The following is a 26,101-nucleotide window of genomic DNA, read 5'->3' as shown; positions in this document are numbered from 1 at the left end:
CGGAGGGCGGGCGGGGCGGCTTGTCCACGGGCTGGCAGACCTCCAGGCTGGCGTGTGCGGGTTTCCTATGACGCCGAGCGTCGCTGGGTATAGTGCCCGCCATGAGTGATGGGGTGAAGAGCGAGGCGCCCGCGAAGCGTCCGGGGACCTTGAAGAGTCTGGCCATGGCCATGGCCTCGTGGCGGACGGCCGCGGTGACGCTGCTCTCGTTCTCGTCGGGCTTGCCCCTGGGCCTGGTGTGGATCGCCATTCCCGACTGGATGCGCAGCAACGGCGTGGACATCCGGGTGGTGGGACTCGTCACCCTGGCCCAGGCCCCCTGGACCTTCAAGTTCCTCTGGTCCCCGCTGATGGACCGCTACGTGCCGCCCTTCTGGGGCCGGCGGCGTGGATGGATGGCCGTGGCCCAGGTGGCCCTGTTCGCCACCACTCTGGCCCTGGCGGGCATGGGCGGCCACCCCGAGTCGGCCTGGGTGGTGGGCGCGCTCGCCATGGCGGTGGCGTTCGCCTCGGCCACCCAGGACATCGCCATCGACGCCTATGCGGTGGAGGTGCTGCGCAAGGAGGAGCAGGGCATCGCGGTGGGCGCGCGTGTGGCGCTCTATCGCGCCGCCATGTTCATCGCCGGCTCGGCGGCCATCACCCTGACGGGTTGGGTGTCCTGGCGCCTGGTCGTCATCGGGCTGGCGGTGCTCTACCTGCCCATCCTCCTCATCAGCCGCTTCGCCCCCGAGCCCGAGGAGCGCTTCACCCCGCCCAAGTCCCTCAAGGACGCCGTCTGGTACCCCTTCGTGGGCTTCCTCACCCGGCACCGGGCGCTGGAGATCCTCGCCTTCGTCTTCTTCTACAAGCTGGCGGACAACCTCGGTGGCTCGCTGCTGCGCCCCTTCCTGGTGGACATGGGCTACAGCGACGTGCACCGCGGCGTGGCGCTCGGCACCATCGGTCTGGTGGGCACCATCGCCGGGACGCTGATTGGCGGCGCGTGGACCTCGGTGCTGGGGCTGGGCCGCGCGCTCTGGGTGTTCGGCGTGGTGCAGATCGTCTCCAACATCGGCTACGTGCTCGTGGCGCGCGCCGGGGAGCCCAACGTGGCCCTCATGTATGGCGCCATCGGCTTCGAGCAGGTGACGCAGGGCCTGGGCACCGGCGCCTTCGGCGTGCTGCTCATGCGGCTCACGCAGAAGCGCTTCTCCGCCACCCAGTTCGCGCTCCTCTCCAGCCTCTTCTCCATCCCCCGCGTCCTCGCTGGCCCCATCAGCGGCTTCTCCGTGTACGCCATGGGCTGGGAGCAGTTCTTCTGGCTCTCCATGGTGGCGGGCATCCCTGGCCTGGTGCTGCTTGCGCGCTTCGTGCCGCTGGGCGTGAAGGACCCCAACTTCGAGGTGCAGAGCCGGCCCGTGGCCCGGGCCGTGAGTGGCTCGGCGCTGGCCCTCACCGCCGTGCTCACGGGCGTGGCGGGCATCGTGGGAGGCGGGCTGACCACGGCGCTCCTCTCCGCGATGCAGGCCGTGCGAACGAAGCCCACCGCGGGCTTCGACTTCGGCTCGGCCCTGACCGCGCTGTTCCACCCCGCCTCCATCGGCGACTGGGTGACGCTCGCCAGCATCGTCATCTTCGGAGTGATGGTGGGCCTGCTCACCGCGGCGGTGATCGCCGCCCGCTCCGGCGCCTTCTACATCCCCGACCAGGAGGCCCAGTCCTCCGCGCCCGGCGCCGGGCAGTAAGCGCGTTCTCCGAGGCGGGTCCGGCCCCTGATGTTTGGGGCCCGACCTGCTTTGTCGTAGGGTGCGCCCGCTTTACAGCCGTACCCTCCCGACAGAGAACCCACTCCATGAAGCTCTACGAGCATCCGTTTTCCAGTGCCGCTTTCAAGGTCCGCGCCGTCGTCCACGAGCTCGGCCTGCCTGTCACCTTCGTCACCGTCGACATGATGAAGGGCGAGCACAAGTCTCCCGAGTTCCTCTCCCGTAACCCCAACGGCAAGGTCCCCACCCTCGACGACGAGGGCTTCTGTCTCTGGGAGTCCAACGCCATCCTCTGTTACCTGGCCGCCAAGAAGCCCGAGAGCGGGCTGCTTCCCGCTGACGCGCGCGGCATGGCCCAGGTGCAGCAGTGGCTCCAGTGGCAGGCCACCACCTTCGGCCCCTCTGCCAATGAGGTGATGGGCGAGACCGTCTACGCGAAGTTCTTCGGCCGCGCCAAGGACGAGGCGAAGTACGCCGCCGGCATGGAGAAGGTCCGCCGCGATCTCGGCGTGCTGGAGAAGGCGCTCGACGGTAAGGAGTTCCTCTGCGGGAAGCTCTCCCTCGCGGACTTCTCCCTCGTCTCCGCCCTGTACCTGCGCACCCCCATGGGCGTGGACCTCGAGGCCTTCCCCCACGTGAAGGCCTGGGTCGCTCGCATGGAGTCCCGCGAGAGCGTCCGCAAGTCCCTGCCTCCCATGTAGTTCGGCAGGGTTCCGGGGTGGGGTCTTCACGGGTTCAACTCGCGGCCCGGATACCCTCACCCCGACCCTCTCCCGAGGGGAGAGGGAGTGTGTTGCTCGGGTGTTGCTGGCGGCTCGCTGATTACCAGCGGTGACGCGACTCGCGACGGTCCTCGCGACGGTCCTCGCGCCGCTCGCCCCGGTCCTCGCGAATCTCCTGCTTCGTCTGGTGCACCTCCTGCTGCGCGATTTGGAGGAGCTGCACGATGAGGTTGCGCTGGCGCTGCAGGTCCGAGTAGTTCCGGTTGCCCATCACCCAGTTCAGCTCCCGGGCAATCGCCATCCGCGTCTGCAGCGTGGCCGCCTCGACGCGCGCGTCCCTCACGTCGTCCCGCCGGTCGCGCCGGTCATCCGCCCTCCGGCCCCAGTTCCGGTCCCGGCGCACCTCCCGGTTGCTATGACGCACCTCGCGCTTGTCCTTCTCCAGCTCGATACGGCTCTCCGCCAGCTCCTTGCGTAGCACCTCGCGCAGCTTGTTCTCCACCGACAACATCTCGTGCTCGTCCTGCTGCTGCCACGCCCGGTCAAAGCGCGACAGCACGTTCTCCAGCTCAACTACATCGCGCCGGTCGTCCCGGAGCTCGCGCCGGTTCGAGCGGTCCTCCTGGCGGTTCTGCCCACGCTCGCCCGAGTGGCCCCACTGCTGAGCCTGGGCACTGCCAGCGAGAAGGAGCGAGGCGAGAAGGGCGGAAGAAATGCGGTTCATGGTGTTCATCCTTTTTTGGGGGGGTGTCGTTCCCGTCAACACCCCTCCAGACGGAGCCTCGGGGGATTTATTCGAGCCTCTTGAGCCCCGAATCCATGAACTCCAGGTGAGACGCTCCTCCTGCTCGGAGTGAGGGGGAGCTCCTTCCCGGGAGTTGCCCCGGACTAGGATGGGCCCATGGGCGCCCTGAATGCCGTGCTCGTGTTGTTCCTCCTCGCCTGGTCGGCCCTGACGCTGGTGTTCGATGGGGTGATTCTGTACGGCATCACGCGCCAGACCCTCGCGAGGTCCTATCCCCACGTGCCCGGCACCATCACGCACAGCCAGGTGGTGAAGAACTCCGACAGCGATGGCACCACCTACCGCTTCGAGGTGCGCTACTCCTATGAAGTCAACGGGCAGCGGTACGAGGGCACCCGCTACCGCTACTCCGCGTGGGGCAGCTCGAGCAGCAGCCCGTCGGCCGAAGCGGCGCGACACTTCACCGTGGGCGCCACTGTCCCCGTGTTCCACCACCCGGAGGCGCCGGGCGATGCGGTCCTGCTCACGGGTGTGCAGGGGATGGATCTCTTCCTGCTGCTGTTCATGAACCCGTTCAACCTCGTGATGCTCGCGGGGTGGTACGGGGCGGTGTACTCCCTGCGCAAGAAGGATGAAGGGGTGGGGGCCTTCATGCGCGATGGACGCGTGCACGTGCGGTTGGATGGCATGAGCGCGGGAGCCGCCGGAGTCCTGGCTTTTGGTGGCGCCTCCTTCCTGTCCATCTTCGTGGTGGCCTTCGCGACGGGGGCCAATCCGTCGATGGTCACCGCCGTGCTGACGTGGGTCGCGGTCATCGCGGCGGGCGTGTACTTCGCGAGGAGGCAGCGCGTGAAGCTGGACTCGGGCGCGTACGACCTGATTGTCGACGAGCCGAACCGGAGGCTCTCGTTGCCGGTGGGGCCCGACCGGGTGGACCGGCTCGACGTGCCGTGGGGCCAGGTGAAGTCCTTCCTCGTCGAGTCGCGCACCAAGAAGGACGGCGATGGGGATCCCGTGACCGTCTGGTGCCCCACCGTCGTGCTCACCGTCTCTCAGGGGGAGTACCGGAACGAAGCCCTCGTCGAGTGGAACGATGAGGACAAGGCCACGTTCCTGGTGAAGTGGCTCGAAGAGAGATTGACGCCACTTCGCAAGCGCAGGTGAGATCGCCCCATGTCCAAGGGGCGGGATCTCGTGGAACGGCTGGTGGCGCTGCCACCGTCGCGATTCAACCAGCTCGTTCTCGCGCTCGGGGTCGCACCGGGCGTCGTTTCTGGCGAAATGGCTCCTCAGTCGCATCTCGCCGTCGAGTTGGTGCGGTACTTCGAGCAGCCGGGCCGTGACACGGTGCGGCTCGAGGCGGAGCTCGAGAGGCTCCACCAGGACTCCCGGACGAGTGCCCTCAACGCCTCCGTGCCGAGCCGCTCCGACGCCTCTCACGAGGGCTCCGTCCGCCGCGCTGTCGTCCTGACCGCGCTGGGACTCGAATACAAGGCCGTTCGCACGTACCTCGGTGAGCTCCGTGAGGAGACCCACCCGGCGGGCACCGTCTACGAGCGCGGCTTCTTCGGGGTGGAGGACGAGACGTGGGAGGTTCTCCTCGTCGAGACCGGAGAGGGCAATACGGCCGCCGCCGTCGAGGCTGAGCGGGCGCTTACCTGGTTCGAGCCCCAGGTCATCCTGTTCGTCGGCGTCGCGGGGGGCGTGAAGGACGTGAAGCTCGGCGACGTCGTCGTGGCCGACAAGGTTTACGGCTATGAGCGTGGCAAGGACCTGGAGGAGGGGTTCCTGCCGCGCCCGGACGTGCACCGCGCGACGTACGCCCTGCTGCAACGAGCCCGTGCGGACGCACGCAAGGACGAGTGGAGACGGCGCCTCCAGGCGGCAACCGGCGGTGAGCCCCAGGTCTTCATCGGGCCCCTCGCCGCGGGCGAGAAGGTGGTGGCGGGCCAGAAGACAGTGGTCGCCCAGTTCCTCACACGGCAGTACAGCGACAGCCTTGCGGTCGAGATGGAAGGGATTGGCTTTCTCGCCGCGGCCTACAGGCAGGACGTGGAGGCGCTGGTGGTGCGCGGCATCTCCGATCTGCTCGCCGGAAAGGCGGAGGCCGATGCGGCGGGTAGCCAACCTCGCGCCGCGGCACATGCGGCCGCCTTTGCCTTCGAGGTGCTCTCCCGATTCCGGCGCGCTTCGGCCTCGGACCGGGGACGTTCCTGGGACCTCGAGCCTGGCGCCGACCTCCGTCATGCCACCGGACGCCGGGAACCCCATGACGACCTGCTCGCGCGCGTGAAGGTGCTGTGCGAGCTCCGTCTCGGTGACGAGGCCCGCATCGAGCGGCTCTCCGAGCCCCTCTGGGGCGACTACCTGCGTGTCGGCACGACGAGAGAGGACATCCCGGAGTTGTATCCCGTCGCCGTGACTACGGAGGCCTGTACCCGCGAGGTGCTCGATCGTTTCGACAAGGCCCTTCACCGGCGTTACGTCGATGCCGATCCCGGTGTGCGCTCGGTGCTGGTCGTGGACCACCGGGAGCCGCTCGATCCGGCGCTGGTGCGCGAAGCCAGGCGGAGGCGCATCCACTTCACCAGCCTCATCGAGTACCGGGGACTCATCGATTTCCGCGCGTATGTCGAGAGCGAGCTGGACGATCTGCGCAGTGAGAGCGGGACGAACAGGAGCTACCCGCCGCGCCTCTACGTGAAGCAGCGACTGAGGTTTCCTCCGTCTTCTGAAGTCAAGACCGACGCCCTGGCCGAGGTGGAGCGGCTCGTCACGGCCGACGAGGGGGGCCACTTCGTGCTGTTGCTCGGGGAGTTCGGCACGGGGAAGACCTTCCTCCTGCGCGAGCTGACCCAGCGCCTCGCGCTCCTGCCCGGCGCGCCGACACCGATCCGCATCGAGATGCGCGACCTGGAGAAGACCGACCAGCTCGACGTGCTCGTCACCAGTCACTTCAAGAAGAAGGGCTGGGACCGGCCGCCGAGCTCCAGGGCGTTCAACCACATGCTCGCCGACGGGCAGATCGTGCTTCTGTTCGACGGCTATGACGAGCTGGCGCTGCGCGTCTCCTACGAGCGCGCCACGGCCCACTTCGAGACGCTGCTCCAGGCTGCTCGCGACCGGGCCCGCGTGGTGGCGACGAGCCGCACACAGCACTTCCGCGACCGGGGTGAGGCGACGGGTCTCGGCCGGCGGCTCGAGGGCGCCGGCATCCGCTACACGGTCGCCGAGCTGTTGCCCTTCGAGCGCTCGCAGATCCTCGAGCTCCTGGAGAAACTCCTCGGCGACCGGGCCCGGGCCGAGGCTCGGCTGGCATTGCTCGACGAGGTGAAGGATCTGGCTTCTCTCGCGGCCAACCCGCGGATGCTCTCGTTCATCGTCGACATTCCCGAGGAGGAGCTCCGCGAGGCCAAGGCGAAATCGGGGGTCATCACTGAGGCGTCCCTATACCGGGTGTTGATGGAGAGATGGCTTGGCGGCGAGACGGATCGCAAGCTGGGCCAGGGACTCGCGACGCAGGAGCGGTGGGTGGCCGCGCGGGAGGTGGCGCTCGTGCTGTGGCAGCGGCTGCAGCGCACGGTGGCCGTGGAGGAGTTGCCGGCGATCGCCCAGAGGGCACTGCCGAAATTGGTGAGCCGGCAGGAACAGCCGATGGATGCCCACTCCGCGGGGCACGATGTTGGCTCGGGCACGCTGCTGGTGCGCGACGACAAGGGCGCCTTTTCGTTCATCCATCAGTCGGTCATGGAATGGTTGGTCGCCGACGCGGCGGCCCAGGGGGTCGAGGCTTCCGGAGAAGCCAGTGCGGGGGCACTGCTTTCACACCAGACGATGTCGGCGCTCATGATCGCGTTCTTCACAGCGCTCGCGGGCCCGGCGCGAGCGAGCGAGTGGGCCCGCCGCGTGCTGGCTGGTAAGCCAGGGGAGAACCTGGTCATCAACGCCACCGAGGTGCTTCGCTCGTTGGGCGAAGCCCTCTCGCCGATTGATTTCTCGGGCCAGGATCATTCGGGACGGAGCTTCGCGGGTGAGGATCTCCGCAAGGCCCGGTTCGAGCGCTCGGTGCTGGTGGACACGAACTTCCGCGGCGCTGATTTGCGAGGCGTTTCCTTTCGGGGCGCGGTGCTGGAGCGAGCCAATCTCACCCAGGCGAACCTCGAGGACGCCGACCTCTCGGACGCGGTGCTGGCCTCCGCCAACTGCGAGGGAGCCCAACTCACAGGGGCGGTGCTCCACGGAGCGAAGTTGCTTCGTGCCAACCTTAAGGGAGCGGTGCTGGATGTAGCCGATGTCTCGAGAGCGGATTTCACTTTCGCGAAGCTCGTGGACGGCTCGTTCCTGGATGCGCTCCTCAACGGTGCGAGTTTCGTTGGGGCCAATCTCCTCGGCGCGAACTTGGATACCGCCTCGGGCCAGGCTCGATTCACGGGTGCGGCCTCCGCCCGACCTGAGCGCCCAGGGGAAGGGGTCTTCGTTTCCTCCCTGGCGGTGTGCAGGGCCGTGGCATTCCACAGCAGCGGTGAGTGGATCGCGGTGGGACATTCAGACGGTTCGGTCCGGTTATGGGACGTGCGCACCGGTAGGGAACTACGCCGTCTCCAGGGCCATTCATGCCCTGTCACGAGCGTGGCGTTTTCGCCAGACGGGCAGTGGCTCGCCAGCGGTTCTGAGGACATGACGGTGCGGCTGTGGGACGTGTACACCGGAGGAGAGCGTGACTGTCTCCGGGGCCATTCGTCCAATGTCACGAGCGTGGCGTTCTCGCCGAATGGGCAGTGGCTCGCCAGCGGTTCTTCCGACCAGACAGTCAGGCAGTGGGACGTGCGTACCGGCAGTCAGCTGCACCGTCTCCAGGGACATTCGTTCAATGTCACCAGCATTGCCTACTCGCCGGACGGCCGGTGGCTCGCCAGCGGTTCTTACGACTACACGGTGCGACTATGGGACACGCGCACCGGCAAGGAGTTTCGCTGCCTCCAGGGCCATTCAGATTGGGTCAAGAGCGTGGCGTTCTCGCCAGACGGGCAGTGGCTCGCCAGTGGTTCCGACGACCAGACGGTAGTGCTGTTGGACCTGCGCACCGGCAGAGAGGTGCACCGCCTCCGAAGCCATTCGTCCCATGTCACGAGCGTGGGTTTCTCACCGGATGGACAGTCGCTCGCCACGGGTTCCTCTGACAAAACGGTGCGGCTATGGGATGTGCACACCGGCAGTGAGATGCGCCGCCTCCAGGGTCATTTGCACAGTGTTGCGAGCGTGGCGTTCTCGCCGGATGGGCAGTGGTTGGCCAGCGGTTCCGAGGACATGACAGTGCGGCTGTGGGACGTGCGCACCGGCAACGAAAGCCATCGTCTCCGGGGCGATTCAGACTGGGTCAGGAGTGTGGCGTTCTCTCCGGACGGGACGTGGCTCGCCAGTGGCTGCGACGACCACACGGTGCGGCTATGGGACGTACGCACTGGCAGGAGACTGCGCCGCTTTCAGGGCCATTCGTCCCATGTCACGAGCGTGGCGTTCTCGCCGGACGGGCAGTGGCTGGCCAGCAGTTCCGAGGACATGACGGTGCGGCTGTGGAACGTGGCCACCGGTAGCGAGATTCTCCGTCTCAAGGACGATGCAATCTTTGTCGCGAGCGTGGCATTCTCGCCGGACGGGCAGTGGCTGGCCTGCGGTTGCTCCGACCAAGCGGTGCGGCTGTGGGACGTGCGCACCGGCAGTGAGCCGCGCCGTTTTCAAGGCTATTCAGGCTGGTTCGCGAGCGTGGCGTTCTCACCGGACGGGCAGCGGCTGGCCAGCGCTTGCTCCGACAAGACGGTGCGGCTGTTGGACGTGCGAACTGGCAGCGAGTTGCTTCGTTTTCAGGGCCATTCGTTTCAGGTCACGAGCGTGGCGTTCTCGCCGGACGGGCAGTGGCTCGCCAGCGGTTCCGGCGACCATACGGTGCGGTTGTGGGACGTACGCACCGGCAAAGAGCTGCGCCGCTTCCTGGCGCATTCGGACTGGGTCAAGAGCGTGGCGTTCTCGCCGGACGGGCAGTGGCTCGCTAGCGGTTCCGACGACCAGACGGTGCGGTTGTGGAATGTGCGCACCGGCAGCGAGGAGCAACGCCGCCTGGAGCATCCGGCCTGGGTCACGAGCATCGCTTTCTCGCCGGATGGGCACCACCTGGCCGTGGCCCTCGTGAGTGGACTCGTGGTGCTGTGGGAGGTCGCCACCGGCCAGAAGGAGATCTCCTACGCGCACCTCCCCGGTGGCTGGGCCGCATTCACCCCAGATGGCCGCTACAAGCTCGGCGGTGACACGACTGGCCTCTATGGCGCCATCAATCTCTGCCGCTTCGAGCCCTCTGAATTCGCCGAACTCACGGGCAAGCCACCCCTCGACCCTGATGTGCCGTTCCTGTAGTCCGTCGATGCTCGCTCGAGTCGCAGCAATCCGAGTTCCTCGGCGACCTTGACTGCGTGAAGCTCAGGCTTCTTCGTCGGGCAGGAGCGTCAGCAGCAGCTCGTCGTCGGGCCCGAGAGGCCGCCACCCTGGAGGAGGTGGCGTGGCAAGGAGTGCATCACCGGCCCTGTCCGCGCGTTCCTTATGGGTCTCGGGGGTGAGGGTTACCCATACGCCGAGTGCCTTGGCGACCTTGAAGCGGTTCGCATCGTCGAGCACGGCTGGCCAACCGTTTGGGAGACACGCCCACAGTTCTCGCACCAGCTGGCCGCGCACAAGGCGTGTGACCTGCTTGCGCCGCTCCGCTTCGGCCAGCAGTCCGCTGAACACCTGCACGCCAGCGAGATCGTCCGGACCCAACTCCCGGGCCAGCGCCATCAGTGAGGCGGTGGGGCGTGCCTCCGCGAAGGCAGTGAGCGAATCGTAACCTCGCTCACGAACCCGCTCGTACAAGCGCACCCTCCAATTGCCCTCCCAGGAACGTCCGTCGGTCATCGCTCATTTCCCACGACAGCGAACGAAGTTCATCGGGATGTCATAGAACCCCATACGCTCCGCGACTATTTCCAGCACCTCGTTCCTCGTCAACATCCGGCCAGCTCTAGACTCAGCTCTTCTCAATACCTCGATGAGCATCTGGTTCCATTCACCGGGCCACTTGCGCCCCAGCTTCCAGTCACCACCACCGTGTATCGCCTGGTGGTGTGCCTGTTGAAGCGTGACGCAGAACCACTCGATGCTCATCTTGCCGGTGAAACCGCGCTTCTCGAACCACTCGCGGAACTCCTTCGGCATGACGTGATGACGAGGGGGCTCGGCCATGCCGGCTCCCGTCTTGCCCGTCACACGCATGGCCCGCACCTCGGGCGCATCGCCCAGCGCCTCACGCATGCCCCGAGGCAGGTCGTCGTGACCCTGGGCCATCATCACGTGGCCTGCCTGAATCCGCACCACGGCGCCGACGGCGGGCACGGAGAGGACGCCCGCGCGCACCAACTGGCGCATCATCTCCACCCACTCGGCGGACACCACCATCCGCGTCCCCATCATCACTCCGCTGGGGCCCACCATGAGGCTCACGCCGAGCATGGCGGGAGTCGCCGCGCGCAGCGCGGGCAATGTGAACTTCAGCGCCGACATCATGGTGAGCGCCTCCATGGACTCCTTGAGCACCAGCGCCGTCTCGAGGACTTTCGCCCCCTTGTGGAGGGCCTCGAGGAGTGCGGAGAATTCACCCGTGAGGTGGCCTACCAGGGCGGGCATGTCCTCCGCTGCCGACTCCACCTGCTCCGGCTCCAGGGACGAGAGCGCCGCCATGGACGGCTCCAGCATCTTCCGCCAGCGCTCCATCTTCACGTACAGCGTCTCCTCGCTGTAGAGGCGCCGGGAGAGCGTCGCGTCGGCGAGGCTGAGGAAGTCAACCCAAACGGCCAGCAGCAGGGAGCCCATCATGGCGGCCTCCAACCGTGGGCCGGCGAGGCGCAGCAGGGCGAGCTGCATGTCCGGGTCCTCCATCTCCGAAGCGATGGTGGCCAACTCCGTGGCGGAGGCGAGCTCGGCGTCCATCCACCGCAACCGGGCTTCGCCGTAGTCGACGTAGCGGACGAAGAGGCCGTTGCCCGCGCCAGCGATGCCGAAGTGGCTGGTCCTGAGCCTGGAGAGCTCGCGGGAGATGTGGTGGGTGGAGCCGGACACCTCGCCCAGGCTCTTGTGAAAGGCCAGGTGGGCAGCGAGGGCGTTCTGACCCTCAGCCGCGTCGACACCGCCCAGGCCCACCCCCGTCACCGTCTCCCGGGAGCCAAGGAGGTGGTGAAGCCGCCCCGGTGCCTCGGACGCAAGAGGGGAGGGCGGCTGGGAGTCGACGGCGGGCCCGGTGGTGCCCCGCGGAGTGTAGCGCAGGCTTCGCTCCGGGCCGGGTCGAGGTGTCAGCGACACACAGGCGTTGGACAGCAGGGCCAGGGCAATCAGCGCCAGTCCAGAGGCTTCCAGTCGCGGGAGGTAGCGCCACCTTGCAGCAGCCGAAGCGGACCGTGGTGGCTCCATTTCCTCGGCGGGCGGGTTTCCCGGCGCTTCCGCCTGCGACAGCAACACCAGCAGCGTGGACGGCATCGGCGCCTCCAAAGGGTGCCGCCCACTCTAGCGATTGCTCACGACAAATCCGGACAGCGCAGGCCAGAGACACCCCGTGTCATAGGGTCCGCAGTCCAACCTGACAGGCATCTTTCGTCCGCTCGCGAGTCCGGGCCGTAAGTCCTGCCCGTGCAACCATTCGGATTGTCCCGGATAGACCCGGGCCGGGTTTTCCGCTCTGCCCGAGGGTGACGCAGCCGCTATATTGCGAGCATGGAGCCCTCGCGCGAGCCCCCGCTTCCCGCCGGACGCCTCCGCCGGCTGACGGCGGCCGAGTACATGTGGATGGTGGATGCCGGTGTCTTCGGCGAGCACGAGCGGCTGGAACTCCTCGATGGAGTGCTCTGCAAGATGTCTCCCCAGAGCGTGCCCCATGCACGCATCATCCAGGTGCTCAGCCGCATGCTTTTCCGGCAGCTCTCCGAGCAGCATGACCTGCGCGTGCAACTGCCTCTGCAACTCGGGGAGCTCAGCGTGCCAGAGCCCGACCTCGCCGTCGTTGAGAGCAAGGAGGTCGAGGTCTACCGTGCGCCGGACTCCGAGACGGAGGCCTATACCGAGCGCATCACCGTGGGCCGCTCGGAGGCACTGAGCTGCCGCTCCGTGCCCGGGCTGAGTGTTCCGCCCGCGGACCTCTGGTAATTCCACGAGGGAGGGGCGGCGGAACCATGGCGGAGTGTCTCCTCAACATCGACCTGGGCGAGCTGCCCGAGGAGGACGAGCGGCTCTACGCGTCCGCCCAGGTGGCCAACATCGCCTGTGGTGGGCATGCGGGCGACGCGCAGTCCATGCGCCGGGCCCTCGAGTTCTGTGCTCGTCACGGCACTCGCGCCGGAGCGCATCCCTCCTATGAGGACCGCGCGAACTTCGGCCGCAAGGAGTTGCAGGTAGCCCCCGAGATGCTCCGCGCCCAGGTGGCCGCCCAGTGCTCCCGGTTGTTGGCCATTGCCTCCGAGGTGGGCGTGCCCGTGTGCTACGCCAAACCCCACGGCGCCCTGTATCACGCCGCCAACCGCGACCCCGCACTCGCTCACGCCGTGGTGGAGGGCGTCCTCGAGTCCCTCGGTCCTGGCATCACCTTCATCGGACCAGGCGCTGGTGCGCTGCGCGAGGCAGCCCGAGCCGTGGGGGTCGCCTACGCACGCGAGGGCTTCGCGGACCGGGGTACCCTCCCGGATGGTTCGCTCATTCCTCGCGGGCAGCCGGGTGCCGTGCTCAGCGACCCCGCAGTGGCCCGCGAGAATGCGCTGCGGTTGGCCCTCAGCGGGACAGTGGACACGCTGTGCGTGCACGGGGACTCAGCGGGTGCAGTGGAAATGGCCCGCGAGGTGCGCGCGGTGCTGGAGGTGTTGTCCCTGCGCTCTGAGTCCCTCGGCGAGGGCGCTCTGCGGCTCGTCCTGCCCGCGCGGCTGGAGCGGCGCGTCGTGCTGGAGTCCTTGAAGGCCCAGCCCGGTGTGGTGGACGTGGTGGTGGGCGAGGAGTACGCCTGCGTGTACTTCGATCCGGCTGCGCCTCCCGAGGACCCCCGACGCGTTCTGGGACGACTGGCTGTGACTCCGGTGCTGCTCGAGGAGTCGCCGCTCGTCACTGTGCGCGTGCGCTACGACGGGCCCGACCTGGAGGCCGTGGCCGAGCGCGTGGGCCTCTCGGTGGACGACGTGGCCCTGCTGCACGCCTCGCGCGAGTACACGGTGCGTAGCATCGGCTTCCTCCCCGGCTTCGCCTACCTGGGCGAGGTGGATGGTCGCATCGCCGCTCCCAGGCTCGCGACACCGAGGCCCCGCGTGCCGGCGCTCTCGGTGGGGCTCGCCGGGCGCCGCACCGGCATCTATCCGTTTGCCTCGCCGGGCGGGTGGAACCTGCTCGGCACCGCCGTGGACTTCACCGCCTTTCTTCCCGGCTCCGGAGCGCTGCTGCGTCTGGGAGACCGGGTCCGTTTCGAGCGGGTGGACTGAATGGACGCGTGGCTGGAGGTGCTCGAAGCGGCTGGGCCGGCGATGGTGCAGGACGGCGGACGCGCTGGTCTCATGCACCACGGAGTTCCGCCAGGTGGCGCGCTCGTCCCCGAGTGGCTCGCCGCCGCCAACCGCTCAGTGGGCAATGTGTGGAGCGCAGCGGCGCTCGAGTGTTACGGGCGTCTGGAGTTGCGGCTGCACGGGCGCGACGCCTGGGTGTCCGTGGACGGTCGCGCTTCCCGGGTGGAGGCCGGCGGACAGTTCTCCGTGCCCGCTCCGGAGGCGGGCGTGGTGCGCTACGTCGCGGTGGAGGGCGCTTTCGACGTGCCCGAGGTACTCGGTGGCCGGGGCACGTTGCCGGTGGCCCGGTTGGGCGGTGTCGAGGGCCGGGTGCTGAAGCGCGGGGATGTGCTGCCGCTTGGGGCCGGTGGGGGCTCGCGCGAAGAGCTGAGCGTGGCGCTGCCGCTGGATGCAGAGGTGCGTGTGGTGCTCGGGCCAGACCTGGGGCGCTTCGGCGCGGATGCGGTGGAGGTGTTGCTGGAGAGCGCTTTCTCCGTATCTCCCACGAGTGACCGCGTGGGCATGCGCCTGCGCGGTCCGGCACTGCCCCATGCGGATGAGGGCTCGGGGCTCTCCGGGCCCATGGTGCGCGGAGCCTTGCAGGTGCCTGCATCTGGTGAGGTCATCGTGCTCGGGCCGGACCACCCCACCACGGGCGGCTACCCGGTGCTCGCCGTGGTCATCCGCGCCGATTGGGGCTCTCTGTTCGCTCGCAGGCCGGGTGCTGCCGTGAGATTCCGCGCTGTGAGTGTGGACGAGGCTCGTGAATTCTGGCGCCAACATGCCCCGGTGTATGGTGCCGCCCCCAATCCGTCGTCATAGGGGGAGTGCATGAAGCGCGTGCTGAAGCGTTTGGGCCTCGGGCTCGTGGGGCTGGTGGTGTTGTTGACCGTCGTGGGGCTGTTCCTGCCCAGGCAATGGCACGTGGAGCGCTCCATCGTCATCAACGCCTCACCCGAGCACATCCATCCGCTCGTGAATGACCTCAAGCTCTGGCAGTCCTGGGCCGCGTGGACCAAGGACATGGACCCCGAGGTGAAGAACGAGTACGGCGGTCCCTCCTCGGGCGTGGGCTCCTGGTGGGCGTGGCAGGGCCCGAAGATGGGGCTCGGCAAGATGACCATCACCAAGAGTGACGTGGCCTCGGGCGTTTGGGTCGACGAGATGATTGAGACGCGTGAGGAGGTCAACGCGCACGGCTCGCTCACGTGGACCCAGGAGGGCGGCGGCACGAAGGTGACCTGGACGGACAGCGGCACCCTGCCTCCCATGGGCGGCTACTTCGTCGGGATGATCAACGACATGCTGGGCAACAACTTCCAGCAGGGACTGAAGCACCTGAAGACCGAGGCCGAGAAGCGCCGCGCCGCCGAGCAGGAGGCCGCGCAGGCAACTCAGGCCGCTCAGGCTGCGCAGCCGGTGCCTGCTGAGGCTCCCGCGGGGACCGCCGCTCCCGCCGTGCAGGCCGCGCCCGCGGTGCCGTGAGCGTTTTCTCCTGTTGCGCATGAAGCGGCCCACGAGCCTCGCGCCCGTGGGCCGTTTCTCATTCAGGGGGCCGAGGCGTTAGTGCCGGGGCTCGGTGGTGCGCTCGTCGTCGTTCTTCATGCCCTCGTCCGGAATGGGCTGATTGGCCGGCGCGCCCGGGTTGAGCGGCTCATCGCTCGTCTCGCCGCCGAGGCTGTCGTCCGGGTCCAGGGGCTCCTGTTCGAGGCCCGTGCCTCCCGTTCCCGGTTCGTCGAGCGTGTCATCGTGCGCGTCGGGCTCCATCTCGCGCGTGCCCTCCGGGGGCAGCGGGTCCATCTCTTCGCGGCCTCGCTCCATGGGGTCGACGCCCGCGCCGCCCGTGCCCGCATCCGGAGCCATGGTGGCCGTGCCGGTGTTCTCGGCGCCCTTGTCCGTCTTGCACCCGGTTCCAAACGCCACCGCCCCCGCGACAAGGCCCGCCAGCAGAAGCTTCGTCTTCGTCATGCTTTCTTCCCTCCCTTTGCGTGTGTCGCTGCGGCCGGGAAGCTGAGGCGTGCTCTCGTTTCGTGCAGCGGGGGCTTGCCTGGCAGGCCGCTAGGGGATGCGCAGGTGCCCGCTCGTGGAAGAGGAGGGGATGAACATGGGCACGATGTTTCTCTCGCGAGGGCGGTAAGGTGCCGGACCATGACGACTCCGGACCTCCGCCTGGTTCCCGCCCTGCCCGAGCACGTGGACATCTGGATGGCCATGCGCGAGGAGCCCGCCTCTCGCCGCCTCATGCCGCTGGAGCCGTCTACCCGCGAGTCGCTCCTCAAGCGGATTCAGGAGGCGACCAGCGACCTGTCGGACCCGAAGGCCACGAGCTTCCGGTGGATGGTGGAGCTCGACGGGCACATCATCGGGACGATCGCCGCGAGGGAGCTGTCGCGATTCCAGGGCCGCGTGGAGATCGGCTACATGCTCTCCAGCGCGTACCACGGCCGGGGATTCGGCACGCGGGCGGTGGCCATGGCGCTGGAGCAACTCTTCCAGTGGCCCTTCCTCCACCGCGTGTGGCTCACCACCGCGGCGGACAACCTCGCCTCCCAGGGACTGGCGCGGAGGCTCGGCTTCACGCTGGAGGGCGCGATGCGCGAGCACTACTTCATCGACGGTCAGCGCAAGGACCAGCAGGTGTGGGGTCTCTTGCGCTCCGAGTGGGAGGCGCGGGGCCGTGAGCGGTGAGCCCGGGGGTTGAACCCGGGTTCACCCGATACCCTCACCCCGTCCCTCTCCCGAAGGGAGAGGGGATAGGGTCTACAGCCAGCTCCAGGTGTACTGGCCCGCGTCGATGTACATCCTGAAGTCGTAGTCGACCTCCACCACCTGGCCGTAGGCCTTCACCGGCTCGAACGTGCTGGCGTTGAGCATGTCGAGGATCGCCACGTCCATCTCCAGGTACGCCGATACGCTCGACGGCCCCAGCGGCTGGGTGATGACGCAGTCCTTCAGCTTGCCCGTCGTCTGGATGGTGCACCGCACCGTGGTGTCTCCCCGGACGCCCACTCGCGTTGCCAGCGGTGGGAACACCAGCTTCGGCCCCGAGCGCTGCCTCGCCGGATTCGGCGTCATCCACGACTGGAACTGCCTCGGCACTGGCTGGCCCGCATCCGGTGTCCCCGCGTCATGCGTGCCCGCGTCCCTCGTCCCCGCATCGTGCGTGCCCGCGTCGTGTGACGGCGTGCCCCCATCCGTGACTGGGGGCGTGCAATGGGTGCTCGTCGTAGGAGGCTGGGCCGGCGTCACCGGCAGCTTCCCCGTCAGCACGAACGCGTCCAGCTCCTCCAGCGTGCCGCGGAACATGTCCTGGTCCACGCAGCTCCCGATTCCCGCCACCTGCCCCTGGTCCCCCACCTGCCAGAACGACCACGTCACCGACTCCTCCAGCGGACCGGCCAGCCACAGCGGGTAGTTCTGGAAGCCCCGGTTCAGGTGCGCCGTCCAGAACTCGTGGTACGTGTACACGATGGGCTTGCGCCCGACGGCCGCCTCCACCGTGTCCAGCCATGCCTGCACCCCGTTGATGAGCGCCTGCGTGCTCTCCTGATTCCACTCCTCCACGTCCAGCACTGGTGGCAGGAGGTGCTTCTTCAGGTTGTCCACCCCCACCGTCTTCAGGAAGTACTCGGCCTGATCCTTCCCCGCATCGTTGGGCCGGTAGTAGTGGTACGCGCCCCAGCGCAGCGTCGTGCTTCCCAGTGCGGTCCGGTTGCGCTCGAACTGCGGATCCTTGTACGTCAGTCCCTCCGTCGCCTTCACGAAGGCGAAGTCCACCGCTCCCTCCTTCACCACCGAGCTCCAGTCCACCTCGCCCTGGTAATGCGAGATGTCCATGCCCATGACCGCCTCGGCCGGGCTCGGCGTGGGCGTGGGCGTGGGCGAGATCTTGGGCCACACCACACCCGCCCCCGCGAGGAGCGCCACCAGGGCCGCCGCCGTGACGCCCAGCTTCGCCAGGCGCTGCGCCACTGTCGGCGCCGGATCGAATTTCGGCGGGCGGAAGCGCGGGCGGTGCTCGTTCGTCCTCGCGGCCATCGGCGGCGCTGGTACCGGCATGGACGTGCTGCCCGTCGCGGGCATGGGCTCCGTTCCCGTTCCCGACGTTCCGGACGTGGGCTCCGCGGTGGGCGTGGGCTCTGCCTGCTCCTCCGCGGCCCTCGCCGCCCGCTTGCGGTGCACGTACAGCAGCGAGGCCACTTCCAGGGCCTGGCTCGTCGACAGTGGCCCCGTCGGACCCGTTCCTCCCGTGACGAGCAGCTCCCCTCCCGCCACCGTCGCCCCCGCTCCCTTCACCGGCGTGGGCAGCGTCTCCTGCGGCAGCCATGCGTCACTCGTGAAGCTGTAGCGCTCCACGTCGTCCAGCAGATCGTCCCCGTCCTTGCCTCCCACCACGTACAGGCGCTCGTCCACCGCCGCTACCGCTGCTTCCGTGCGTGCCCTCCGCAGCGGCGCCAGCGAGGACCAGCGGTTGTGGTTCGGATCGAACTGCTCGTGCTTCACCACCGGCCTCGCCGGCAGCAGCAGCCGCTTGCGCTCTCCTCCCACCACGTGGATGCGTCCGCGCACCACCGCCACACCGAAGCGGCTGCGCGGCGTGGACAGCTCCTTCGCCTCCAGCCACGCGTCTTTCCTCGCGTCGTACACCGCTGCCTCGGCGCTGCTGTGCTGCAGCCGGCTCAGCAGCGCGGGCCGCGAGAGCTTCGACTCGCCCGTCCACCACGGCAGCGGCCAGCTCTCCATCCCTCCCAGCACGAAGAGCCACCCGTCCGCCGACACCACCCCCGGCTCCGTTCTCGCCGTGGGCATTGGGCTCACCGTCGTCCATCGGTCCGTTTTCGGTTCCCACGCCGCGTGGTGCGCCAGTGGCCGTCCGTGCTCGTCCTTTCCTCCCAGCACGTGCAGCCGCCCTTCCAGCACCCCCGCGCCAAAGCCCGCCTGCGATTGCGGAAGCTGCGTCACCTGCCGCCACGTTCCGTCCTTCTCCTCGAAGCGCAGCACCTGCCCGCCATCCAGCAGCGCGTGCGCCGCTCCCTGCAGCGTGACCAGCACTACTCGCGCCGTTGCTCCCACCGGTACCGGCGGCCTCGTCACCCAGCGCGCGTTGTGGTTGAAGACCTCCACCGACAGGTGGCTGGACTCGTAGCCCTCGGGCGGCTTCGCCGACTCGCCCAGGATGGAGAAGCCCACCGGCACCAGCCCCACCTCGGGTGCCAGGTGCACCCGGTGCACGCTCGCGTCCGCCAGCTTCTCCGACGTGACGGCCTTCTCCTTCAGCTGGTGCGTGCCCACCGTGTGGTGCGCCAGCTGCCCCTGGATGCTGCCCGCGTCCAGCGTACCGTCGATGATCGCCGAGCCGATGACATGCAGGTCTCCCCGCAGCGTCGTGGGCCCGTCCTTCCCGGGGCCCGCACCGGCTCGCGTGAGCGGTGCGAAGAGCACGCGCCGGTCCTCCACCTGCACCACTCCCGGTGCCTCCACGCGCAGCACCGCCAGCAGCGTGTACTGGTGCCGCCCGCCTTGCGGAGGTTGGGCTCGTGGCTGGCCCTTGTCGTCCGTGGGCCACTCCACCGCCCCCGTGCGCGTGCGCGCCGGAATCAGCCAGTGGTCCCCCGTGCGGTAGCCGCCGTGCCCCGTGAACTCCACGTGCACGCCGTGCTCCAACTCCAGCTTGTCGTCCACCACCGACAGGCTGCCCGGCTCGCGCGTGGCCGGCGTCCGGTCCCACCTGCGCAGCAGCGGCTTCGTCTGCTCCGGCGTGCCTCCGAAGTCCGCCGGCACGTCCCCGTCCAGCGTCACCTCGAGTCTGTCCTGTGAGATGCGCACCACGCGGCGCAGCGGTGCGGGCTCACTCCGCAGCACCATGCGCTCGTCCACCGCCTCCACCACGTCCCCGACCCGCAGCTCCACCCCGCGCGTCCCCACTGGCGAGGACAGCCGCACCACCGCCCCCTGATCTTCCTTCCTCGCCGACGTTACGGGCAGCGCGTCGATGCCGTTGTTGCGCGACCACTTGTAGCTCGCGATGGGCCGCACTCGCCTCGGCTCGCCCAGCTCCTCGGGCACCGCCGACGCCAGCCGCAGCTCCCGCTCGCCTGCGTCCACCGATGTCAGCCGCGTCAGGAACCGGCCTCGCTCCGTCAGCACCTCTACCGGCCGACCCTCACGCCACAGCCGCGCATCCCACGCCTCCTCTTCCTCCAGCCTCAGCCGCTTCGGCTCGCTGGGTACACCCCATACCTTCGGCCGGGGCCAGTGACTCCCGGCCTCGTGCTCCGCTCCTGCACGATCTCCCTCGTCGTGGATCTCCACCCGGTAGAGCTGGTTGCCCGGCAGCTCCGTCGCCTCGTCCCGCTCACGCCACGCCTTCAGCTCGCCCGCATGCGTGTTGCGCGACAGGAAGTGCTTCCACGCTCGGTCCTCCCGCCCCCGGTCCGGTGCGTCCGGGTCTCCGTCCACTCGCAGCGTGCGCACCTGCCATACCGTCTTCGTGCGCACCGCCGTGTCCGGCCCGCCCAGCGCGACTTCGCGGATGCTCGGGTCCTCGTTCACTCCCAGCGTGCGCTCCCAGACGTCCAGCAGCGCGAGGTACACCCCCGGCTCGCTCGGCGCCGGCTGCCCCGGGTCGTCCGGCTGTGCGTCGAGCGTCACCCGCGCCTCGTTCTCGCACAGAGCTCCGTCCACGTAGTAGCGGCCCGGGCCTACCGTGAGCTGCCCCTCGTGCACCTCCAGGGCGAAGCCCGCGTCGTCGATGGGTGCCCCGCTCGGGCCCAGCGTGTCCCGCGTTCGCTGGCGCAGCTGGTGCGCGGTGATGTCGACCTGCTCGTTCCAGTCCGCGTCGAGCTGCACGCGGCCCTGTTGCATCCGCACACTGTTGTAGTGCTTGCGCCGATTGAAGGTGGAGCGGGAGTAGTCGCTCGTCATGGTGGTGGACTCAGTCGGTGAAGAAGACGCCGGCGCTCAGGCCGGTGGGCTGGAATTCCTCGAGCACGCCCCGGAGCGCGACGAGTCTCCGCTCCTGCTGACGCGGGTGGTACTCGCCGAGCTCACCCCCATCCCGGGCACCGGTCTTCCGTTTCATTGGACCGGTGTCCGCGAGCCACGCGTCACCGGGCTCGCCAGCGCGGAGCGTGACACGAACCCGGGGCTGGTGGCGAGGAGGCCTGCCCGGTTGCTTCCCGAGGGGCCGGGGCGGAGGCCGCGATGCTCACGCTGGCGCACATGTGCGCAGCGGGCTGCCCGGGGCTGAGGGGGGCAGGGTGTTTCTCGCGGGGTGCCGGCCCGTCACCTGGGCTCGTAGTAGCTCAACACGACGCCCGAGCTGAACGTCTCCGAGCGGGTCAGTCTCAAACGCACGCGTTGCTCGACGTGCCTGAACATCGGTGCTCCCGAGCCGAGCGCGATCGGCGCGACCAGGATCCGGTACTCGTCGATGAGCCCGGCGCGCATCAAGGTGGAGGCGAGCTCGGCGCTGCCGAAGAGGGCGAGCTCCCGGCCCGGCTGCTGCTTGAGCCGCTGCACCGCCTCCACTGCATCGGAGCGTACCAGGGTCGAGTTGTTCCACTCGACCCGCTCCAGGGTACGCGAGAACACATACTTCGGCAGCTCATTGAGCCGCGGCGCCTCGGATTGCGTCGAGGTCGGCCAGTGCGAGGCGAAGAGCTGGTAGGTCTTTCGGCCCAGCAACATGCCATCGATGGAAGCCAGCATCCCTCGGCCGTAGCGATCGAAGTCCTCGTCGCTCACGAGCCAGTCCAGCTCGCTGTTTGGCCCCTCCATGAAGCCGTCGAGCGAGATCATCATCTGCCAGAAGAGCCGCCTCATGGGGTGCCGCCGGTCATGGACGAGAGCATTTTCTGATCGCGATCTGCCGCCACCTTCAACAGCGCCAGCACCTGGCTCTGCGCGGTCACGAACTTCTCGAAGGCGCGCAGGTGCTCGTCACCCCAGGCCGTTTCGTCGTGAGCGCCCATCGGGAGGTTGTGCTGCTGCGCCATCCGGGACGCCGCCCGCTCCACCCGCGTCGCGATGTCCTTCCAGGCTGCCGCCAGCTCCGCGTAGACCTCGTCCTCCCGGCGCGCGCTCGCGTCATCGAGGACCAGCAACCTGCGGTGGAGCTCCAGCGTCTCGGCGAGCCCTTCGAACATCACTGCGATCTTCGCCGGGATGTCGGCGTGCTGGGCCACGCCAGCACCACAGGTGGCGGGGGCCGCCGGTTCCTCACTCTCCGGAATCCTGGATTGGGTCATGGCGGAGGCGGAGAATATCGGGCCAGGGGCGGCGGGCAGCCTGAAAGATGATTCTCGCAGAAGTCCTCTCTCGCCGCTTCCGGCTCCGTTCCTTTTTGTAAAGGAACTCTTGCTTACCTACTACCGTGCCCGTCTTCCCGGTGGGGTTGACTTCGGGGATGGGGTCCGGTTCAAGCGCGCCTCACATGTCCGGATCACACGTCCAGGCGTATTTCTCGGAGTAGCGGTAACACTTGTAATGGGGACCGCAGGCATTGGGAACGGCCGGGTCACAGGACTTCCTGCAGTAGTGCATCTGGCAGACGGTGCCCTCGGGGCAGTCAGGCGTGTGCTCCTCACCACACCGGAGGAGACACGTCCCCCAGGCTTCGTGCGGGTGGTTGAAGGAATTCCACATGTCGCACTTCTGCCCCCCAGGACAGGGCGTCTCCTGGCAGTTGTTGCCATGCACCTGCGCGCACACTGACACGCCTTCCTCCATGTCAGGTTGGATGCAGACCTGGCCCTCGGGACACGTACGGCCCTCGCACGTGGGCAGGCAGGAGGGCCCATCAAGGCCCTCGCGGCAGAAGAAACCCTCTGGACAGCTCCCGGGCTCTTCCATCCGGCACGGTCGGCCGCACCGGCGGTTCTGGCACAGCAGGCCCCGTTCACATGCCGCTTCACGCAAAGACGACATGTTCGAGCAGGGCTCCCCCTCCTTGCGTATGCCCACCAGCGTGCACTGGCGGAGTCGGGGCCCTCCCTTCCCCGTCTCCAGTGTGCGGCACACCATGTCCTCGGCGCAGTCCTGGTCCGTCATGCACCGGCTGTCGGTGCAGTACCGCCATTTCGAGCGCGCATTGAAGAAGCAGGCGAGCGGCGGCTCGCAGTCCTTGCGGCCCTCGCAGGGGCGCTCGTAGGACATCAAGCTTTGACGCTCTCCAGGCGATAGCATCGGGACGAGCTTCGCCTCGGGAGCCGGACGCAATCCTCCCAGCATGGCCGTATGGACGCTCCAGGCCAACGGCAGCAGCAGGAGAATGCCAGGTAGAACGGCCAGGAGGGGGCGCCAGCGCATCACTGGCCGGTCCTGAACTGACAGGCATGAGGGCAACCAGACTTTTCCCACCGCTCAGCAGGAACGTCACATTTCATTTCCCACTCCTCCTCGCTCAAGTGGCAGTCGTGCCGGTGCAGTTCCTGCGCGAGGTCCTTCGCCATCGCCCGGTCGATGGTACCGCCTTCCCGCCAAGTCTCCGGGCACCCCGTCCCCACCGCCATCCACACCGTGAACGCGAACAACCGTCGCCAGCGCATGTGTGCTTCTCCAGAAAGCGGCAAGAGCCCGGTGGGTCCCGGCATCATACGCCCCGGTCTCCCCCACTCCACGGCGGGGAAGCTCCGGCACCAGGACTCCGGGGCGTCGGATGTCTCAGCGCCAGTCCGGCGGGGCCAGGCGGATGCGCGGCATGCGATGGCCCTCGGGAAACTGCACCACCGACTCCCACCGGGGGCCGTCGAGCACCACGCTGCCGGGGCTCTTGTCCACCTTGTCCGGGTCCACGGTGACGCCGTCGGTGGGCAATTTCGCGAAGGTCGGAATGCCATACTGGTGCAGGCCATCCACGGCCACGCCGCAGATGGGCAGCGTGCTTCCATCCGGCAGGTGGAGCCGGTCGAACTGGATGTAGACGCGATGTGGCAGTGTCACCACTTCGCCGGAGACCATGTATTCCACCTCCTTGTACTCATCCAGGACGCCCACGAAGTACACGGAGACGGGACCGGGTTTGAGGTTGAGCGGCCCGCCCTCCTCGATGGGCACTGCCGCGGCGGGCGTCGCGGGAGAGCCTGGATGGAAGAAGATGGGGTACTCCTCGGGGATGAAGCCCAGCTTGACGGGCGTGGCGCGGGCCTCGGGTGGGCAGCGCGAGAGATAGCCGATGGGATCGGGCCGTACGGGCGTGGTGGCGCACCCGAGGAGCTGTGCGGCGGCCACTCCCAGCACGGGGCCGAGACGCCGGCACAGCCACGAGGGCTCGGGCGCCGAGCTGGACGGAATGAGGGGTGTTTCAGTGGAGTTGGAGGGCACGGACTGTTCCTTTCGCAGAAGCATCCACCCTACCCCGAGCAGCACCAGCCCCAGGGCGCACGCGGCCCCGAGCTTCTTCCGGGAGGGGGATGGTCTCGCGGGCGGCGGTGGCTCCTCCGGTGCCAGCTCCAGCACGTCCACGTCCGGGAAGCGCTCCTTCCATCCGGGGAGCTCGGAGGGGTGCTTCGCGGGTGACGTCCAGGACGGCAGGTGGCCCTCTTCCGTCCTCCACCGCTCCAGTTCCTCGCGCACCGCGCGGGCACTCACGGGCCGCTGTTCCGGCTCCTTCGCCAGCAGCCGCAGGGTCAGGGCGCACAGCGAGGCGGGCGCATCGGGCGCGAGGAGCCGAGGCTCCAGCGGAGGAGCCGTGGCGATGGCCACCAGCATCTGCTCCAGCGTCCACCGGGAGTCGACGGGGCGGCAGCCCGTGACCACTTCGTACAGGAGCACGCCGAACATATAGAGGTCCGCCGAGGGTCGGGCCTCCAGCCGCGAGCCCTGGCGCGAGGCCTGGGTGAGCAGGAAGGTGATGGCCTCGGGCGGCTGGCAGTAGAGCGTCCCCGGCGCCAGTCCCTCCGTCAGGGGACGCCCCCAGGGCAGGTGCGCCGCGCCGAAGTCGATGAGGAAGGGCGCGTCATCCCCCTCGCGCACCAGGACGTTGTCCGCCTTCAGGTCCCGGTGCACCACGCCTCGCTCGTGCAGGGCCTCCAGCGGTTTCAACAGCTCGCACAGCACGCCCACGCTTCGGGACAGTGAGGCCCGCTCGCGCCAGCGCCATGTGTGGAACGTGCTCGCGGGGACATAGGGCATGACGAAGTAGGCATAGCCCATCTCCGGGTCGGGCCACCGGCCCCACTCCTCCACAGGCAGCAGGTGGGGATGCTCCACGCACTCCAGAGACACCCGCTCCCGGCGCATCCAGTCATCTACCCGGTCCCAGTCCTCGCGCGAGGGCGGCCGGGCGGCCATCTTCAACGTGGAGCGGCGGCCTCCGCGCTCCACCAGGAAGACGAAGGCGAAGCCGCCCACCCCCAACCGGCGCACGACGCGGAAGTCGCGCACCCGATCTCCCGCGCGGAGTTGATTCGGATGCTGCGGGCGTCTCATGGGGACTCGTCCATCGTGGCCGGGGGGAGCGGTTGGAAGCTTCCGGGCGAGTCCTCGGCGTCCAGCGCGACCTCCAGCCCCGAAGCCCCTTCCGGCAGCGGGCTGGTGAGGACGTGGAGTTGCCTCCTCACTCGAACCGGGCCCGGCAGCAGCCGCGCGGGCCATTCCAGGAGCACGCCATCCGCGAGCGTTGTCCGCAGCCGCGCCTGCACCAGCCTCCACGGGGCAGTGCCCCTTTTCTGGTTCCACACGGCCACGATGGCGAACAGCCTCGGGCCCATCCAGACCACGGATTGAACCTGCGCCCGGGCGTCCCACGTGTCGCGCTTCCTCGCCGCCTGGGGCAGGGCGAGCATGGGCCGCGTCTCCGGTCCGGCGAGCAGTTCGCGGGCCACGTGCTCCGCCGCGTCCTCACCGTCGGAGTGCCGGGCACGGACCACCTGCACCCGCAGGTCCACCGCCTCGCGCCGGGTGACGACCACGAAGCGAAGGGGCTCGGCGCCGGGCTCGAGGGCCACGGTGAAGGGCACCTGCTCGCCCGGAGCCAGATTGCGCGTGAGGGCCACGACGAGCGAGCCGTCACCCAGGCGGGCGAGCTGGACGAGCCCGCCTTGCTCCGTGAGCTCCACGGCCCCGGCCTGGAGGGAGGAGTCGAACTGGACGAGCGTGGTCAGGCCCGCGGAGGCCCGCAGTTCCAGGGGCGGCACCTCGCCGGGCCGGGAGGGGGCCACGAGCGTGCGCAACTGGAGCGCCCGTCCGCTGGAGCCATCCCGAGCGGCGGCCGACGTGGAGAGCAGCAGGAGGAGCAGGAGGCAGGGACCAGGACGCACGCGGCACTCCGAGAGCGGGTGCGCAGGCTAGGAG

At 68.5% G+C, this 26,101-nt stretch carries 20 protein-coding genes; 9 read left to right on the top strand and 11 right to left on the bottom strand.

Annotated elements, in window-relative coordinates:
* The first annotated feature begins 101 nt into the window (after window positions 1–101).
* Together OV287_RS52515 and OV287_RS52510 are read left to right on the top strand one after the other, a co-directional pair.
* Window positions 102–1,727, top strand: a complete 1,626-nt coding sequence (locus OV287_RS52515) for an AmpG family muropeptide MFS transporter (protein ID WP_267541637.1) — start codon at window positions 102–104, stop codon at window positions 1,725–1,727.
* Between the two features lie 107 nt (window positions 1,728–1,834).
* A complete protein-coding gene (locus OV287_RS52510; RefSeq protein WP_267541636.1) occupies window positions 1,835–2,449 on the top strand; it encodes a glutathione S-transferase family protein in 615 nt (204 codons plus the stop codon).
* 121 nt (window positions 2,450–2,570) lie between these two features.
* On the opposite strand, the gene OV287_RS52505 is transcribed toward OV287_RS52510, so the two are convergent.
* Complete coding sequence (locus tag OV287_RS52505) at window positions 2,571–3,194, bottom strand: hypothetical protein (RefSeq protein ID WP_267541635.1); 624 nt, start codon at window positions 3,192–3,194, stop codon at window positions 2,571–2,573.
* 177 nt (window positions 3,195–3,371) lie between these two features.
* On the opposite strand from OV287_RS52505, the gene OV287_RS52500 reads away from it, so the two are divergent.
* Together OV287_RS52500 and OV287_RS52495 are read left to right on the top strand one after the other, a co-directional pair.
* Window positions 3,372–4,379 carry a DUF3592 domain-containing protein gene (locus OV287_RS52500; RefSeq protein ID WP_267541634.1) on the top strand — a complete coding sequence of 336 codons (1,008 nt, stop codon included), beginning with the start codon at window positions 3,372–3,374 and terminating at the stop codon, window positions 4,377–4,379.
* Window positions 4,380–4,388: 9 nt separating this feature from the next.
* A complete protein-coding gene (locus tag OV287_RS52495) occupies window positions 4,389–9,623 on the top strand; it encodes a WD40 domain-containing protein (protein WP_267541633.1) in 5,235 nt (1,744 codons plus the stop codon).
* A gap of 63 nt (window positions 9,624–9,686) precedes the next feature.
* On the opposite strand, the gene OV287_RS52490 is transcribed toward OV287_RS52495, so the two are convergent.
* The gene (locus OV287_RS52490; protein ID WP_267541632.1) at window positions 9,687–10,157 is read right to left on the bottom strand and encodes an NUDIX hydrolase; all 471 of its coding nucleotides are present in this window, start codon (window positions 10,155–10,157) and stop codon (window positions 9,687–9,689) included.
* 3 nt (window positions 10,158–10,160) lie between these two features.
* On the bottom strand, window positions 10,161–11,771 hold the full coding sequence (locus tag OV287_RS52485) for a DUF2380 domain-containing protein (protein WP_267541631.1): 1,611 nt from the start codon (window positions 11,769–11,771) through the stop codon (window positions 10,161–10,163).
* 234 nt (window positions 11,772–12,005) lie between these two features.
* On the opposite strand from OV287_RS52485, the gene OV287_RS52480 reads away from it, so the two are divergent.
* From OV287_RS52480 to OV287_RS52465, 4 genes are read left to right on the top strand one after another with little or no spacing between them, the layout of a single operon-like run.
* Entirely contained in the window at window positions 12,006–12,434 is a 429-nt protein-coding gene (locus OV287_RS52480; RefSeq protein ID WP_267541630.1) for a Uma2 family endonuclease, read from the top strand.
* A gap of 26 nt (window positions 12,435–12,460) precedes the next feature.
* On the top strand, window positions 12,461–13,747 hold the full coding sequence (locus tag OV287_RS52475; protein ID WP_267541629.1) for a LamB/YcsF family protein: 1,287 nt from the start codon (window positions 12,461–12,463) through the stop codon (window positions 13,745–13,747).
* On the top strand, window positions 13,748–14,629 hold the full coding sequence (locus OV287_RS52470) for a 5-oxoprolinase subunit C family protein (protein ID WP_267541628.1): 882 nt from the start codon (window positions 13,748–13,750) through the stop codon (window positions 14,627–14,629).
* Window positions 14,630–14,638: 9 nt separating this feature from the next.
* Window positions 14,639–15,292, top strand: coding sequence for an SRPBCC family protein (locus tag OV287_RS52465; RefSeq protein WP_267541627.1), 654 nt, complete (start codon window positions 14,639–14,641; stop codon window positions 15,290–15,292).
* Between the two features lie 78 nt (window positions 15,293–15,370).
* Here the strand turns inward: OV287_RS52465 and OV287_RS52460 are convergent, their stop codons facing one another.
* Window positions 15,371–15,775 (bottom strand): hypothetical protein, encoded by a 405-nt coding sequence (locus OV287_RS52460; RefSeq protein WP_267541626.1) that lies wholly within the window; start codon window positions 15,773–15,775, stop codon window positions 15,371–15,373.
* A gap of 180 nt (window positions 15,776–15,955) precedes the next feature.
* On the opposite strand from OV287_RS52460, the gene OV287_RS52455 reads away from it, so the two are divergent.
* Entirely contained in the window at window positions 15,956–16,495 is a 540-nt protein-coding gene (locus OV287_RS52455) for a GNAT family N-acetyltransferase (protein WP_267541625.1), read from the top strand.
* Between the two features lie 72 nt (window positions 16,496–16,567).
* Here OV287_RS52455 and OV287_RS52450 read toward each other — a convergent pair whose 3' ends face one another.
* From OV287_RS52450 to OV287_RS52420, 7 genes are all read right to left on the bottom strand, one after another.
* Window positions 16,568–20,731, bottom strand: a complete 4,164-nt coding sequence (locus OV287_RS52450; protein ID WP_267541624.1) for a DUF6519 domain-containing protein — start codon at window positions 20,729–20,731, stop codon at window positions 16,568–16,570.
* Window positions 20,732–20,741: 10 nt separating this feature from the next.
* Entirely contained in the window at window positions 20,742–20,888 is a 147-nt protein-coding gene (locus tag OV287_RS52445; RefSeq protein ID WP_267541623.1) for a hypothetical protein, read from the bottom strand.
* Between the two features lie 203 nt (window positions 20,889–21,091).
* The gene (locus OV287_RS52440; RefSeq protein ID WP_267541622.1) at window positions 21,092–21,631 is read right to left on the bottom strand and encodes a dihydrofolate reductase family protein; all 540 of its coding nucleotides are present in this window, start codon (window positions 21,629–21,631) and stop codon (window positions 21,092–21,094) included.
* Window positions 21,628–21,993: a hypothetical protein gene (locus OV287_RS52435; RefSeq protein ID WP_267541621.1), complete on the bottom strand. Its 366-nt coding sequence runs from the start codon at window positions 21,991–21,993 to the stop codon at window positions 21,628–21,630. Before OV287_RS52435 ends, OV287_RS52440 begins: the two co-directional genes overlap by 4 nt.
* 244 nt (window positions 21,994–22,237) lie before the next feature.
* Window positions 22,238–22,963: a hypothetical protein gene (locus OV287_RS52430; RefSeq protein WP_267541620.1), complete on the bottom strand. Its 726-nt coding sequence runs from the start codon at window positions 22,961–22,963 to the stop codon at window positions 22,238–22,240.
* Window positions 22,964–23,470: 507 nt separating this feature from the next.
* The gene (locus OV287_RS52425) at window positions 23,471–25,237 is read right to left on the bottom strand and encodes a serine/threonine protein kinase (RefSeq protein ID WP_267541619.1); all 1,767 of its coding nucleotides are present in this window, start codon (window positions 25,235–25,237) and stop codon (window positions 23,471–23,473) included.
* Entirely contained in the window at window positions 25,234–26,067 is an 834-nt protein-coding gene (locus OV287_RS52420) for a DUF2381 family protein (RefSeq protein ID WP_267541618.1), read from the bottom strand. Before OV287_RS52420 ends, OV287_RS52425 begins: the two co-directional genes overlap by 4 nt.
* Window positions 26,068–26,101: the final 34 nt, after the last annotated feature.

This window comes from Archangium lansingense (assembly GCF_026626635.1).
GTDB classification, from domain to species: Bacteria; Myxococcota; Myxococcia; order Myxococcales; family Myxococcaceae; genus Archangium; species Archangium lansingense.
Note: the sequence above shows the minus strand (reverse complement) of the source record. Positions and strands in the feature narration are given on the sequence as shown.

What these genes read in the sequence shown, in the direction of transcription:
- OV287_RS52515 (WP_267541637.1), top strand. Translation starts at nt 102, where the DNA reads ATGAGTGATGGGGTGAAGAGCGAGGCGCCCGCGAAGCGTCCGGGGACC.
- OV287_RS52500 (WP_267541634.1), top strand. Translation starts at nt 3,372, where the DNA reads ATGGGCGCCCTGAATGCCGTGCTCGTGTTGTTCCTCCTCGCCTGGTCG.
- OV287_RS52450 (WP_267541624.1), bottom strand. Translation starts at nt 20,731, where the DNA reads ATGACGAGCGACTACTCCCGCTCCACCTTCAATCGGCGCAAGCACTAC.
- OV287_RS52460 (WP_267541626.1), bottom strand. Translation starts at nt 15,775, where the DNA reads ATGACGAAGACGAAGCTTCTGCTGGCGGGCCTTGTCGCGGGGGCGGTG.
- OV287_RS52505 (WP_267541635.1), bottom strand. Translation starts at nt 3,194, where the DNA reads ATGAACCGCATTTCTTCCGCCCTTCTCGCCTCGCTCCTTCTCGCTGGC.
- OV287_RS52455 (WP_267541625.1), top strand. Translation starts at nt 15,956, where the DNA reads ATGACGACTCCGGACCTCCGCCTGGTTCCCGCCCTGCCCGAGCACGTG.
- OV287_RS52445 (WP_267541623.1), bottom strand. Translation starts at nt 20,888, where the DNA reads ATGAAACGGAAGACCGGTGCCCGGGATGGGGGTGAGCTCGGCGAGTAC.
- OV287_RS52480 (WP_267541630.1), top strand. Translation starts at nt 12,006, where the DNA reads ATGGAGCCCTCGCGCGAGCCCCCGCTTCCCGCCGGACGCCTCCGCCGG.
- OV287_RS52485 (WP_267541631.1), bottom strand. Translation starts at nt 11,771, where the DNA reads ATGCCGTCCACGCTGCTGGTGTTGCTGTCGCAGGCGGAAGCGCCGGGA.
- OV287_RS52475 (WP_267541629.1), top strand. Translation starts at nt 12,461, where the DNA reads ATGGCGGAGTGTCTCCTCAACATCGACCTGGGCGAGCTGCCCGAGGAG.
- OV287_RS52470 (WP_267541628.1), top strand. Translation starts at nt 13,748, where the DNA reads ATGGACGCGTGGCTGGAGGTGCTCGAAGCGGCTGGGCCGGCGATGGTG.
- OV287_RS52510 (WP_267541636.1), top strand. Translation starts at nt 1,835, where the DNA reads ATGAAGCTCTACGAGCATCCGTTTTCCAGTGCCGCTTTCAAGGTCCGC.
- OV287_RS52495 (WP_267541633.1), top strand. Translation starts at nt 4,389, where the DNA reads ATGTCCAAGGGGCGGGATCTCGTGGAACGGCTGGTGGCGCTGCCACCG.
- OV287_RS52425 (WP_267541619.1), bottom strand. Translation starts at nt 25,237, where the DNA reads ATGAGACGCCCGCAGCATCCGAATCAACTCCGCGCGGGAGATCGGGTG.
- OV287_RS52490 (WP_267541632.1), bottom strand. Translation starts at nt 10,157, where the DNA reads ATGACCGACGGACGTTCCTGGGAGGGCAATTGGAGGGTGCGCTTGTAC.
- OV287_RS52440 (WP_267541622.1), bottom strand. Translation starts at nt 21,631, where the DNA reads ATGAGGCGGCTCTTCTGGCAGATGATGATCTCGCTCGACGGCTTCATG.
- OV287_RS52430 (WP_267541620.1), bottom strand. Translation starts at nt 22,963, where the DNA reads ATGTCCTACGAGCGCCCCTGCGAGGGCCGCAAGGACTGCGAGCCGCCG.
- OV287_RS52465 (WP_267541627.1), top strand. Translation starts at nt 14,639, where the DNA reads ATGAAGCGCGTGCTGAAGCGTTTGGGCCTCGGGCTCGTGGGGCTGGTG.